Origin of the sequence: Oceanicoccus sp., assembly GCF_029238675.1 — a bacterium.
Lineage (GTDB): Bacteria > Pseudomonadota > Gammaproteobacteria > Pseudomonadales > Dasaniaceae > Oceanicoccus.
The window spans coordinates 20,183-34,014 of the sequence record NZ_JAQWFR010000015.1 but is presented as its reverse complement, the minus strand read 5'-3'; the positions used below and the strand labels follow the sequence as shown (position 1 = coordinate 34,014).

13 protein-coding genes are annotated in these 13,832 nt (G+C 47.8%); 2 read left to right on the top strand and 11 right to left on the bottom strand.

Annotation, left to right across the window (positions count from 1 at the left end):
- On the top strand, window positions 1–2,367 hold a 2,367-nt coding region (gene mutS / locus P8H32_RS05155; protein WP_301088616.1), incomplete at its 5' end, for a DNA mismatch repair protein MutS.
- Between the two features lie 109 nt (window positions 2,368–2,476).
- Entirely contained in the window at window positions 2,477–2,800 is a 324-nt protein-coding gene (gene fdxA, locus P8H32_RS05150; RefSeq protein WP_297291342.1) for a ferredoxin FdxA, read from the top strand.
- 296 nt (window positions 2,801–3,096) lie between these two features.
- On the opposite strand, the gene rpoS is transcribed toward fdxA, so the two are convergent.
- From rpoS to P8H32_RS05095, 11 genes are all read right to left on the bottom strand, one after another.
- Complete coding sequence (gene rpoS, locus P8H32_RS05145) at window positions 3,097–4,227, bottom strand: RNA polymerase sigma factor RpoS (protein WP_297291731.1); 1,131 nt, start codon at window positions 4,225–4,227, stop codon at window positions 3,097–3,099.
- A gap of 155 nt (window positions 4,228–4,382) precedes the next feature.
- Window positions 4,383–5,081, bottom strand: coding sequence for a peptidoglycan DD-metalloendopeptidase family protein (locus P8H32_RS05140; protein ID WP_301088615.1), 699 nt, complete (start codon window positions 5,079–5,081; stop codon window positions 4,383–4,385).
- A 303-nt stretch (window positions 5,082–5,384) separates the two neighbouring features.
- Entirely contained in the window at window positions 5,385–6,332 is a 948-nt protein-coding gene (locus P8H32_RS05135) for a DUF368 domain-containing protein (RefSeq protein WP_297291729.1), read from the bottom strand.
- A gap of 8 nt (window positions 6,333–6,340) precedes the next feature.
- The gene (locus P8H32_RS05130; protein ID WP_297291728.1) at window positions 6,341–7,006 is read right to left on the bottom strand and encodes a protein-L-isoaspartate(D-aspartate) O-methyltransferase; all 666 of its coding nucleotides are present in this window, start codon (window positions 7,004–7,006) and stop codon (window positions 6,341–6,343) included.
- 107 nt (window positions 7,007–7,113) lie between these two features.
- Window positions 7,114–8,178, bottom strand: a complete 1,065-nt coding sequence (gene truD / locus P8H32_RS05125) for a tRNA pseudouridine(13) synthase TruD (RefSeq protein ID WP_297292916.1) — start codon at window positions 8,176–8,178, stop codon at window positions 7,114–7,116.
- Complete coding sequence (ispF, locus tag P8H32_RS05120; protein ID WP_297292915.1) at window positions 8,178–8,651, bottom strand: 2-C-methyl-D-erythritol 2,4-cyclodiphosphate synthase; 474 nt, start codon at window positions 8,649–8,651, stop codon at window positions 8,178–8,180. Before ispF ends, truD begins: the two co-directional genes overlap by 1 nt.
- 2 nt (window positions 8,652–8,653) lie before the next feature.
- Window positions 8,654–9,361, bottom strand: a complete 708-nt coding sequence (ispD, locus tag P8H32_RS05115; protein ID WP_301088614.1) for a 2-C-methyl-D-erythritol 4-phosphate cytidylyltransferase — start codon at window positions 9,359–9,361, stop codon at window positions 8,654–8,656.
- Window positions 9,361–9,645 (bottom strand): cell division protein FtsB, encoded by a 285-nt coding sequence (ftsB, locus tag P8H32_RS05110; protein WP_297292913.1) that lies wholly within the window; start codon window positions 9,643–9,645, stop codon window positions 9,361–9,363. Before ftsB ends, ispD begins: the two co-directional genes overlap by 1 nt.
- Before the next feature lie 137 nt (window positions 9,646–9,782).
- On the bottom strand, window positions 9,783–11,072 hold the full coding sequence (gene eno / locus P8H32_RS05105; RefSeq protein WP_297292912.1) for a phosphopyruvate hydratase: 1,290 nt from the start codon (window positions 11,070–11,072) through the stop codon (window positions 9,783–9,785).
- Between the two features lie 24 nt (window positions 11,073–11,096).
- On the bottom strand, window positions 11,097–11,948 hold the full coding sequence (kdsA, locus tag P8H32_RS05100) for a 3-deoxy-8-phosphooctulonate synthase (protein WP_297292911.1): 852 nt from the start codon (window positions 11,946–11,948) through the stop codon (window positions 11,097–11,099).
- 24 nt (window positions 11,949–11,972) lie between these two features.
- Complete coding sequence (locus P8H32_RS05095; protein WP_297292910.1) at window positions 11,973–13,601, bottom strand: CTP synthase; 1,629 nt, start codon at window positions 13,599–13,601, stop codon at window positions 11,973–11,975.
- Window positions 13,602–13,832 lie beyond the last annotated feature (231 nt).

Genomic DNA, 13,832 nt, shown 5'->3' with positions numbered 1-13,832 from the left:
GGTATTCCTTTTCATTCAGCGGATAGCTATTTGGCTAAGCTTGTACGCTTTGGTGAGTCTGTGGCTATCTGTGAGCAGGTGGGTGATCCGGCCACTACTAAAGGCCCGGTTGAACGCAAAGTGATGCGGGTGGTTACGCCCGGTACGATTAGTGATGAAGCATTATTAGAAGAACACCGCGATAATATTCTGCTGGCTATCAACCCTGTTGACGGTCGTTTTGGTTTATCGACTATGGATATTGGTAGCGGCCGCTTCCAGGTTTTTGAAGTGGATTCGATTGAAGCGGTGATGAGTGAGTTACAGCGCTTGGATCCCGCTGAAGTTTTAATCCATGAAGATCTTAATGATGAAGAGATTCTGTCCCGCAAAGGTGTGCGTCGTCGTCCGCCCTGGGAGTTTGAATTAGAAACCGCCGAGCGTTTACTGACACAGCAATTTAATACCAAAGATTTAACCGGTTTTGGTTGCGCCGAATTAACCCTGGCGGTTGCCGCCGCCGGCTGTCTTTTAGGCTATGCCAAAGAAACCCAGCGCACTGCACTGCCCCATATTCGCAGCCTGATTCATGAGCGCCGTGAAGATAGCGTTATTCTCGATGCGGCAACACGTCGTAATTTGGAAATAGATACCAACCTTACGGGTGGCGAGCAATTTACTTTGCAGTGGGTTCTGGATAAAACCAAAACTGCGATGGGTAGCCGTTTATTACGACGCTGGTTAAATCGCCCGCTAAATAATCAGTTAGTCCTGGAACAAAGACAAGCTGCGATTAAAGCCTTGTTAAAAGATTTTCAGTTTGAAAGTTTTCGTGAGAGTTTAAAACCGGTTGGCGATATGGAGCGAATTTTAGCGCGGGTTGCCCTGCGTTCTGCCCGCCCAAGAGATTTATCACGTCTCGCCCAGTCATTAAATGTGTTGCCTGAATTACAACCTCAATGCACTCAACTCAATGCAGAACTGATTACTTCATTGGCAGTTAAAGCCGGTGAATACCCTGAATTAACTGCCTTGTTAGAACGGGCTATTATTGAAAATCCTCCAGTGGTGATTCGCGATGGCGGCGTGATTGCAGAAGGTTATGATGCCGAGTTAGATGAACTAAGAAATATCAGCAGTAATGCCGGGCAGTTTTTAGTTGACCTGGAAAACCAGGAGCGGGAACGTACCGGTATTAGCACCTTAAAAGTCGGCTATAACCGCGTCCATGGTTACTATATTGAAATTAGCCGCGCACAATCCGACAAAGCTCCGGTGGAATATATTCGCCGCCAGACTTTAAAAAATGCCGAGCGTTTTATTACTCCTGAATTAAAAACCTTTGAAGATAAGGCACTCAGCGCCAAGAGCCGCGCCCTAAGCCGCGAGAAGGCGCTGTATGAAGCATTAATAGAAACTCTTAACGAACAGCTTGCCGAGTTACAGGCAACCGCCAGTGCGCTTTCAGAGCTGGATGTGCTGGCCAATCTTGCCGAGCGTGCGGATGTGTTAAATTTAAGCCAGCCCAGTTTTTGTGACGAACCGGCTATCAATATTGAACAGGGCCGGCACTTAGTGGTTGAACAGGTTTTAACTGAGCCGTTTATCCCCAACGATGTTAACTTTAATGACCAACGCCGCATGCTGATTGTTACCGGCCCGAATATGGGCGGTAAGTCGACCTATATGCGACAGACGGCGGTGATTGTTTTACTCGCTCATATCGGCAGTTATGTGCCTGCGATATCCGCTGAGCTAAGTTTGGTGGATCAAATCTTTACCCGTATCGGTTCCTCCGATGATTTGGCCGGTGGTCGCTCAACCTTTATGGTGGAAATGACCGAGACGGCGAATATCCTGCATAACGCCACCGATAAAAGCCTGGTATTGATGGATGAAATTGGTCGCGGTACCAGCACCTTTGACGGGCTGTCTCTGGCCTGGGCCAGCGCGGTGTATTTAGCCAGCAAGGTGAAGGCGTATACTTTGTTTGCCACCCATTATTTTGAGCTAACCGCTTTGCCTGAAGATTACCCACAGGCCCATAATATTCATTTGGATGCCACGGAGCATAATGACCATATTGTGTTTCTGCATAGTATTCAGGAAGGGCCAGCGAGTAAGAGTTATGGTTTGCAGGTGGCCAAGCTTGCCGGTATTCCAGATTCGGTGGTGGCCGCGGCTAAAACCAAGTTAGCCAGCCTGGAGAGCGCAGAACCGGTCAGCATGGCCGCATCGGCTGTACCAGCGCCGCTTTCACCGGCACAACCGGATATGTTTTCAGCCCCTCACCCGGCTATTGGTAAACTGAGTGATATTAATCCCGATGATTTAAGCCCCAAAGAAGCCCTGGAGTTGCTTTACACCTTAAAAAATATGACCAATTAACAATCATTTAGCCAAAAAACACTCTACAGCGTTTTTGGTTGGTGATAGACTACGCGCCGTTATTTAATAGGTTCAGTTAAACAGGTTCAATTCAAGAGGCAAGAGCGACATGACATTTGTAGTAGGGGAACAGTGCATTAAGTGTAAACATACTGACTGTGTGGAAGTATGCCCCGTCGATTGTTTTTATGAAGGTCCCAACTTTTTGGTTATTCACCCTGATGAGTGTATTGATTGCGCTTTGTGTGAGCCCGAGTGCCCTGTTGATGCGATTTACTCGGAGGATGAGCTGCCTGAAGATCAGCAGGTGTTTATGGAGTTAAATGCTGAATTGGCTGAAGTCTGGCCGAATATTACTGAGATGAAGGAAGCGCCAGCGGATGCTGAAAAGTGGGCGAATAAGCCTGAAAAACTCGCACTGCTGGAACGCTAAGCTCCCCCAGTATCAAAAAAGGCGACTCAGTGAGTCGCCTTTTTTGCTTCCAATTTCGTCATTCCAACACCCTCATTGTCATTCCCGCGAAGGCGGGAATCCAGTGCTGTCATTCCCGCGAAGGCGGGAATCTAGTGCTGTTATTTCCGCTAAAGCGGAAATAACAGCATAAGCATGCAGGCTGGATTCCCGCCTTCGCGGGAATGACGAGGTTTTGCGGGAATGACGAGGTTTTGGGGGAATGGTGGCAAAAAAAAGCTGCTCATTGAGCAGCTTTTTTTAGTCATCAATATTGCTTAGGTAAAAACGGACTCGCTACTTAAACCCTGCTTCTCCAAAATATCACGAAGACGCTTCAAGGCTTCAACCTGAATCTGGCGAACACGCTCACGGGTCAAACCAATTTCACGACCCACTTCTTCCAGCGTACTAGTCTCATAACCTCTAAGGCCAAAACGACGCGCTACTACTTCGCGCTGCTTCTCAGTAAGCTCACCCAACCACTCACCAATACTCGCCCGCATATCGTCATCCTGAAGCATTTCAGCGGGATCAGACACATGGATATCGGGGATAGTATCGAGAAGGGATTTATCAGAGTCAGGACCTAAGGGGGTATCAACCGATGCTACGCGCTCATTTAAGCCCAGCATGCGTTTTACATCAGCCACTGGTTTATCTAATAGCTCTGCAATTTCTTCCGCAGAAGGCTCGTGATCAAGCTTCTGGGTTAACTCGCGGGCGGCACGTAGATAAACATTTAATTCTTTAACTACATGAATCGGTAAACGGATAGTACGCGTTTGATTCATGATGGCGCGTTCGATGGTTTGACGAATCCACCAGGTTGCATACGTTGAAAAACGGAAACCGCGTTCCGGGTCAAACTTTTCAACGGCGCGAATAAGACCGAGGTTGCCCTCTTCAATAAGATCTAATAACGACAGACCGCGATTGACATAGCGGCGTGCTATTTTAACCACAAGGCGCAGGTTGCTTTCGATCATACGCTTGCGGCCCGCTTCTTCACCACGCATCGCCATACGGGCGTAATAGACTTCTTCTTCAGGAGTCAGCAGTGGAGAGAAACCAATTTCGTTGAGATAAAGCTGGGTGGCATCCAGAGTTTTCTGGAAACGATCACTGCTCGCTTTCCTGGTGGGTTCTTTAGCGGCAGCTTTGGTTTTAGTGACCTTGGCTTTTGTAGCCTTGGTCGCTTTTGTTGCCTTGGCAGCTTTAGCAGGCTTTTCAGCCTTGGCTGTTTTAACAGTAGCCGCTTTTTTGCGGGCAGGTTTCTTCTTTTTGGTCGCCTGCTCTTTCACAGCATTGGCGTCCTTTTCAAGAGTCTCTACATCTAGATCAAGATCAGCACTTAACATCTTGTCGAAGTCAGCGCCTTTTACTTTTTCTTCTGTATGAACTTCCATAGGTATTACCTTTATTTTTTTCGGAAGACTCGGCCACACATAAAACTCCTTGCCTCTAAAGTGTGGCAACCCAGCGTTAGGATTAACTGCTTATTTAAGTATTAAGTCCATAGGGACTTGTACTTAAAACTCAGTGCCAAGTACTTATTTGGCACCTACCCCTTAGGCAGTAATCCAAGTGGGTTAACTGGCTTACCATCGCGACGAATTTCAAAGTGCAATTTCACTTTATCCGTTCCGGTATCACCAAATTCTGCAATTTTTTGTCCCACTTTAACCAACTCACCTTCTTTTACGAGTAACCGACGATTGTGGCCGTAAGCACTCAAGTAATGTTCGTTGTGTTTAATGATCAATAAATTGCCATAACCCACTAAACCGCTACCAGCATATACAACTGTTCCGCTGTTAGCTGCATGCACAGGTTCTCCCAACTTGCCCTGAAGATCAATACCCTTGTGAACAGCACTTTTGGTGCTATAGCCCCGGAGAGTTTTACCTTTGGCAGGCCACTGCCAACGAAAAGGATGGGTAGATCGGTTTAACGCGATGGCGTCAGTGTTGGCCGGTTTGCTGGTTTTTGTTTTGTTACTTGAGGCTGTGGTTTTGCTTGTTGGTTTAGTGGCAGGTGTTACGGCTTGTCTCTGATTATTACTGCGGCTGTTATCTTTAGTGCTATCAAGCAAGCGGATCTTCTGGTTGGGAAAGATGGTGTAGGGAGACCTGATACCGTTAGTGGCTGCTAACCTCCTGAAGTCCAAATTATAACGCCATGATATTGAGTAAAGGGTTTCTCCAGCGCTGACTTTATGGCTTGCAGGCACCGTCGAAACACGCTCTTGACGCTCGACCACCGGGGCATAATTGCCACCCCCAAAGCAGCCTGACAGCAGTAAAACGCTGATAAAAAAGCTACTTTTTATTAATAATCCGGGCATAAAAATTGGCTACTATTTAATCAAATCGACCTCTGACTTACCGTCGATTAATCATCAGCTTTATTAGGTCTTACTCTTAATACTATGATTTTATTTAAAAAAATTCTATACCCATATTTTAGGCTGTGTATTTTTTAGCTCTTTTTAATCCATAAAAAATATAATAAATTATTTTTATATTCTAAAATAATCTAAAAAAATGGTAATTTTTTGACTAAATCAGCTTGCTTTGATCTCTTGCTCGCCGATTTTCTCCAATAAAAACACCAAAACCATCCCAAAAGCCATCAAACCAAGACAGAAAACCGTCTGTGCATCGGCCCCTGCCAGGCTTTGATAAGTCACTGGCAGGACATTTTGCTGTTCTAAAGCCAGCTGCTCACCCTGGCGATTCTGGTAATAGCTTAGGGTTTGCTTCCATGGCCACACCAGGTTGAGAGAGCCGATCAGGAAGCCGGTCAACACACTCAGGGTAAGGTCGTGGAAGCGCTTAAACAACCATGACAGTAACCGGGAGAAGCTTAACAGGCCAACACCGCAGCCAGCGGCAAAGGCAGCAATGGTTACTAGCTGCAGATCTTTAATCGCGGTGAGTACATGGCCGTACATTCCCATCAACACCAGGATAAAGCTGCCGGAAATGCCAGGCAGGATCATCGCACAGATGGCAATGGCACCGGCACCAAAGAAGATCAGCAAATCCGGGGACAATTCAGAGGGTTTTAACTCGCCAATCCAGTAGGCCGTAACCGCTCCTACGATAATGGCAATGACGGTGGTCAGTTGCCAGACCTTAATCTGTTTGATCATATGGATGGAAGAGGCCAGTATCAGGCCAAAGAAAAATGACCATACCAATAAGGGATGGTTGTCTAACAGGTAGCTTATGCCGCGAGCTAATGAGGCGATACTAGTCAACACACCCAGCATCAGTACCAGCAGGAAGTTACCATTAATATGCCGCCAGGCCGCCATTGGCCCCTCTTTTAACAACAGGTTCAGCGCTTTGAGGTTCACTGACTGAATAGAGTCCAGTAGCTCTTCATAGATACCGGTGATAAAGGCAACGGTCCCCCCGGAAACACCGGGCACGACATCGGCGGCGCCCATGGCGACACCGCGACAGTAGACCCCTAGTAATCGCTGTTTGTTATTGCTTGGCTTCATTATAAATCCTAACGGATGATGCCGGACTTTAACGGCACAAAAAAAGCGGGCTCAACCACGGTGGTTATCACCCTGTCTTCGGTTCTTTCCACCAGTGTGAGCTGCTGGGTTTGGTTATCCCCTATCGGGATAACTAATCTCCCTCCTATGGCTAGCTGCTCTACCAGTTCTTCCGGTATCTGTTCCGGTGCTGCGGTGGAGATGATGCCATCAAAAGGCCCCTTCTCCGGCCAGCCAAAGCCACCGTCGGCATGCTTAAGGTGAACATTGCGGGCACCCAATACACGAAAACGCTCGCGGGCTTTTTCCTGTAAGGGCTTAATCCGTTCAACACTATAGACACGGTCAACCAATTGAGCCAATACCGTGGTTTGAAAACCGGAACCTGTGCCCACCTCAAGCACCCGCTTTAGGGGGCCGGCGGCCAATAGTAACTCCGTCATACGGGCAACGGTATAAGGTTGGGAAAGAGTCTGCTGAAAACCGATAGGTAGGGCAGCGTCTTCATAGGCGCGATGGGCCAAAGCCTCATCAAGAAACAGATGTCTGGGGGTGGTGCGCATAACATCCAGCACTTCATAGTTAGTAATGCCCTGGTCACACAGGCGCTGGACCAATCTGTCGCGGGTTCGCTGGGAGGTCATACCAATCCCAGAGAAATTTAACTTACTCACTTACCACTCCTACGTTGTTATTATTTAAACCGTCATTGCCGCGAAGCAAACTGTCATCCCCGCGAAGCAGACTGTCATCCCCGCGAAGGCGGGGATCTAGCTTACGGCTACGCCGTAAGTACTGGGTCCCCGCCTTCGCGGGGACGACGGTAATTTGCTAATTCTCGCACAACTGCCGTTGCGAAACAGCCACTGTCTAAGGAGAAACTGACTTCCAGTTGCCGCTCACTCAACGACCAGCTCAACCCTTGCGGGATGGATCGCAGGGCCCGGCGCTCTGCTTTTAAACCTTCCTGTTCTAAACCTGCCAACAAGTCGGAATATTTCGACAAGATGGCCTGCTCCAGATCGGCAACTGCTCCGGCGCAGCTAAGGCTTGCAGGCTTGCCATATAGCGGGCCGGTTAGATGAATATCCGCCGTGGATAAGCGCTGTGCCAAATTCTGCTCGCTAGTCTGGGGGAAAACACTATGGGAACCCGCCAACATTAATAACTCGCCATCCAATAAACTATTCCAGTTTTTTGCTGTTACTCGACTGGCCAGCAGCTGGTTAAATAAATAAGCACGGGCGGCGGAGAGATAAATCCCCCGCTGATGTCGCCTGGCTTTAAAGCTACCGGCAAAGAGCTGTTGAGCTTTAACCAGGTTGGCACCGTCAAAACCAAAACGCTGCTCACCAAAATAATTGGGTACGCCCTGCTCACCCATAGCACCAAGCCGCTGCTCAAGACCGGCAGTATCACCCTCAAGCTCAGTCAGCCGAATAGTAAAGCGGTTAGCTTTATGAACACCCCGGCGCAATTTACGCAAATGCCGTACTGTTTTTAACACACTGACCTGCTGGTCGTTTAGCTGCTGCCAATCCAGGGTTTTATTGCCGGGAAGATGCACACTAAACCACTGGCGGGTTACTGCATTGCGGTCTTTCATTCCAGAGTAGCTGATTTGCCGAGCGGGTAATTTGGCCAACCGGGCAATACGGTCAGCTACTTGCTGGGTATTTAAACCGGTTTTTTCTATCCATAAAAATATATGTTCGCCTTCACCTTCCGGCTCGAAACCCAAAACTTCCTCAACTATAAAGTCTTCAGGCTGGCGACGTAGCAGACCTGTTAGCAAGGGTTGCTCAGTATAGGCATAGGGTAATGGCGTTAATAACAATTCGGGCATTAGGCAGGCTGCAATAACACAACAGCATAAACAGCAATACCTTCTTTACGGCCGGTAAAACCCAAATGCTCGGTGGTGGTAGCTTTAACATTAACTTGATCTTCAGCCACGTTTAAATCACTGGCTATGTGGCTGCACATTGCTGAAATATGCGGCGCCATTTTTGGTGTCTGGGCAACCACGGTTATATCGGTATTGGTCAGGCAATAGCCTTTGTCCGTTACCAGTTGGTACACATGGCGCAATAACTCGCGACTATCGGCATTGGCATATTGTGCATCGGTATCGGGAAAATGCCTGCCAATATCACCCAGTGCGCAGGCACCTAATAGAGCATCACATAAAGCATGCAGCAACACATCGCCATCGGAGTGAGCGACTAAACCCTGGTCATAGGGAATAGTGACACCGCCCAGTACAATATGATCGCCTTCGCCAAAACGATGAACATCGTAACCTTGCCCGATACGCATACTCAGCCTTCCTTCTTTAAATAGTGCTCGGCCAGTGCCAGGTCTTCTGGGCGAGTAATTTTGATATTGGCCGATATGGCTTGCACCACTTCGGGCTGATAACCGGCTAACTCTATGGCAGAGGCCTCATCGGTAATCGATAGGCCCTGCTCAACACCGGCGGTTACACTGTCTAATAATAATTGATGGCGGAACATTTGCGGCGTTTGCGCATGCCATAACTGGCTTCGGTCAACAGTGGCGGCAATAATTTTACCTGCAACCTGTTTAACTGTGTCACTCATAGGAACCGCTAAAATCCCACCCACTGGATGGCTGGATAATGCAGTGATTAAGCGTTGAATATCGCTGGCAGCAATACAGGGTCGGGCAACATCATGGACTAATACCCAGTCATTGTTACTGGCAATAGATGAAAGATGTTTTAGGCCATTTAATACCGAGTCACTGCGCTCTGCCCCGCCGTCTACAATCTCAATACGGGCATCTTTCAGTACATCCAATGATTGCCAATGGGTATCTTCAGCACTGACGGCAATAATAATACGGTCCAGCAAAGGCTCAGCTAACAGAGTGGTAATGGTGTGCTCGATAACGGTTTTACCCAGCAGCGGTAAATACTGCTTGGGTATCTCACTGCCCATCCGCTTACCGACACCGGCAGCGGGAATAACAGCAAAAAAGCGCGGGGAAGTTTCAAGCTCGGTCATTACTTATTTTTCTCTTCATCAATCAACAGATAAAAGGTTTCACCGTCTTTAATCAAACCTAACTCTGAGCGGGCTCGCTCTTCAACGCTTTCAAGGCCGCTTTTTAAATCCCTGACTTCGTTTTCAAGTACCTGGTTTCTGTCTCGCAGGCGCTGGCTGACCAGCTGCTGCTGTTCCAGCTCACGTTCCAGTGAAACAATTTGCTCCCAGCTGCCCTGACCAAACCACAGGCGATACTGTAGGCTGACTAAAATGGCAATAAGAAGTATTAGGATCCAGCGCATAGCAACAACCGCTTGGTAGCGGCCACCTTACAATATGAATAGTTCAAGCTAGCACTAGTATAGAGGAGGATAAAAGAAAGGGAGAGCTTTATGTTCTCCCTTGCTTGAAGTATTGGTGGATTGTAATCCACCCTACATTAGGATTTGAATTCAGCGCGGCCACGGTATGGGGCTGCATCGGCCAATTCCGCTTCAATACGAAGTAAGCGGTTGTATTTAGCTACGCGGTCTGAGCGACATAGTGAGCCGGTTTTGATCTGGCCCGCTGCAGTTGCCACCGCCAAATCAGCAATGGTGGTATCTTCGGTTTCACCGGAGCGGTGAGAGATAACCGCGGTATAACCGGCATCTTTAGCCATTTTGATCGCATCCAGGGTTTCAGTTAAAGAACCGATCTGGTTGAATTTAATCAGAATGGAGTTGCCGATATTTTTATCGATACCTTGTTGCAGAATTTTGGTATTGGTTACAAACAGGTCATCACCTACCAGCTGCACACGGTCGCCTAGTATTTCAGTTTGGTATTTCCAACCATCCCAATCTGACTCGTCCAGGCCGTCCTCGATAGAGATAATCGGGTATTCATCACACAAGCCCGCCAGGTAATCACTAAAACCTTCAGCACTGAAGACCTGACCTTCACCAGCCAGATCATATTTGCCATCTTTATAAAACTCAGAGGCTGCACAATCTAACGCTAAAGTGACATCTTCACCCAAGGTATAACCTGCATCGGCCACAGCGTTTTTTATTTCAGCTAAAGCGTCAGCGTTAGAAGCCAGGTTAGGCGCAAAACCGCCCTCATCACCAACTGCTGTATTAAGGCCTTTGGCACTGAGTACTTTTTTCAGGGCATGAAAAATTTCAGCACCCATCTGTAATGCTTGAGTAAAGGTTTTTGCGCCTACTGGCTGCACCATAAACTCTTGAATGTCGACATTGTTATCGGCGTGCTCACCACCATTGATAATATTCATCATTGGTACTGGCATGCTGTACTGGCCCGAAGTACCATTTAGGTCAGCAATATGCTGGTATAGGGGAATGCCCTTCTCTGCGGCCACGGCTTTTGCTGCTGCCAAAGAAACCGCAAGAATCGCATTGGCGCCAAAGTTACCTTTGTTATCAGTACCGTCGGCATCAATCATTAGCTGATCAATAGCGCGCTGGTCTGAAGCATCTTTACCGACTAACAGAGCTTTAATAGTGGTATTAATATTTTCTACGGCTTTTAAAACGCCTTTGCCCAGGTAACGACTTTTATCGCCATCACGCAATTCCAGCGCTTCGCGAGAACCAGTGGACGCACCGGATGGGGCACAGGCACTGCCTACTGCACCGGAGGCTAAAATAACATCCGCTTCTACGGTGGGGTTGCCGCGTGAGTCCAGTACCTCAAACGCTTTTACATCTACTATCTCGGTCATTCAGTTTTACTCCGTACTCTCTAATTATTTAATATTTAAGTCCGGTAAAGACTTAATTACATCGTCTACCGTTTTCATTTCTTTTAGAAAATTTTCCAACACGTTTAAAGGCAAAGCCGATGGACCATCGCATTTTGCATTATCAGGATCGGGGTGAGCTTCTAAAAATAAACCGCCGATTTTCTGTGTTAAGCCAGCGCGACCTAACTCGGCTACTTGATGACGACGGCCGCCAGAGGCTTCGCCCATAGGGTCGCGGCACTGCAAGGCGTGAGTGACGTCAAATATAATGGGAGCACCACCACTGACTTCTTTCATGGTGCGAAAACCCAGCATATCAACCACTAAGTTGTCATAACCAAAGTTGCTGCCGCGCTCACATAGCATCACCTGGTCATTGCCGCACTCGGCAAATTTGTCGACGATATTTTTCATTTGTGGCGGGCTTAAAAACTGGGGCTTTTTAATATTAATCAGCTTGCCGGTAGCGGCCATCGCTGCAACCAGATCTGTTTGTCTGGCTAAAAAGGCTGGCAGCTGAATCACATCACAGACTTCAGCTACGGGCTTGGCCTGTTCGATCTCATGAATATCAGTAATTACCGGTACATTAAAGGTCGACTTAATTTCTTCAAAAATCTTTAGACCTTCTTCCATACCCGGCCCGCGAAAGGAATGAATCGAAGAGCGGTTGGCTTTATCAAAAGACGCTTTGAAAATATAAGGAATATTTAAGCGCTGGGTAGCTTCAATATAAGCTTCGGCAATTTGCATCGCCATATCGCGAGACTCAAGTACATTCATACCGCCAAATAAAACAAACGGTAAATCGTTTGAGATATTGATATCGCCTAATGTCAGGGTTTTCTGGGCCACGTATACCACCTTTCCTTTTAATCTTTATTGATGGGAGTAATCTACAGCTGCAGACACAAAACCGCTAAACAATGGATGACCATCGCGGGGGGTGGAAGTAAATTCCGGGTGGAACTGACAGGCAATAAACCAGGGGTGATCTGGAATCTCTACCACTTCTACTAAGGAGTCATCCGCAGACCAACCGCCAATACGCAGGCCAGCTTTTTGTAGCTGGTCCACATAATTATTATTCACTTCATAGCGATGACGATGACGCTCAATAATCAGTTCATTTTCGTAGGTGGCTTTGGCATTGGAACCTTCCACCAAACGACATTCCTGACCACCTAAACGCATGGTGCCACCCAGGTCGGCGGTTTCGTCACGCTGTTCGGTGCTGCCATCGGATTCGGTCCATTCGGTAATCAAACCAATTACCGGGTGCTGAGCCTGGGAGTTAAACTCGGTGCTGTTGGCATCGGGGAGATCAGCCACATTTCTGGCGTACTCGATAACCGCAACCTGCATTCCAAGGCAGATACCTAAATAAGGGATTTTATTTTCACGGGCATGGCGTACTGTGGCAATCTTGCCTTCAACGCCCCGGTTGCCGAAGCCACCGGGCACCAAAATACCGTCGACGCCATCTAACAGGCTAACACCCTCTTCTTCGATTTTTTGGGAATCGATATAGCGGATATTCACTTTGGTGTGGGTATTAATACCTGCGTGATGCAGTGCTTCGTTAAGGGATTTATAAGCATCAATCAGCTCCATGTATTTACCAACCATGGCGATAGTGACTTCTTTTTCCGGGTTTAAGGCGCCATCAATAACGCGGTCCCATTCTGATAAGTCGGCTTCATCACATTCCAGCCCAAAGCGTTCTACAATAATTTGATCCAGTCCACGCTGCTTTAGGGCACCGGGGATTTTGTAGATAGTATCTGCATCCTGTAAAGGGATAACGGCACGCAATTCCACGTTGGTAAATGAGGATATTTTCTTTAAAGAACCTTCATCAATCTCGTGATCAGAGCGGCATAAAAGAATATCAGGCTGAAGACCAATGGAGCGTAATTCTTTAACGGAGTGTTGAGTAGGCTTGGTTTTGGTCTCGCCAGCGGTGGCGATATAAGGCACCAGCGTCAGGTGCATTAGCATTGCCCGGCTTGGGCCCAAATCTGACTTTAACTGACGGGCCGCCTCAAAGAAGGGCAGGCCTTCGATATCACCGATGGTGCCGCCAATTTCTGCAATCGCCACATCGGCATCACCGGCACCTTCAATCACCCGGCGCTTAATTTCATCAGTAATATGGGGAATAACCTGGACCGTACCGCCCAGATAGTCGCCACGGCGCTCTTTTCTGAGCACGGTCTCGTAAATTCTGCCAGTGGTAAAGTTATTGCGCTTGCCCATTTTGGTGCGGATAAAGCGCTCATAGTGACCAAGGTCAAGGTCAGTCTCGGCACCATCTTCGGTAACAAAAACCTCACCATGCTGAAACGGGCTCATAGTGCCAGGGTCAACATTGATATAAGGGTCCAGCTTTAACATGGTCACTTTCAGACCGCGGGCTTCTAATATAGCCGCCAATGATGCCGAGGCTATGCCCTTGCCGAGAGACGATACAACACCGCCCGTGACGAAGATAAATCGTGTCGCCATGAAAAACTTTCTCTTGTTGCTCTTGTTTAAGAGTTGATGGTTTAGTTTATGTCAGGGCTATTGGCATACCTTGGAAGGTATCAATCAGGCCCTGGATGGGAGGGTTTAGGCGAGTTATATAGGCAAGCTATTAACTATCGTCAGGACCCTTCCGAGATGGGACGCCAGTTTAACAGGGTTGGGCACAAGCCTCAATATCAAACATGGGTTAGCAGGTGGATTGTAATCTGG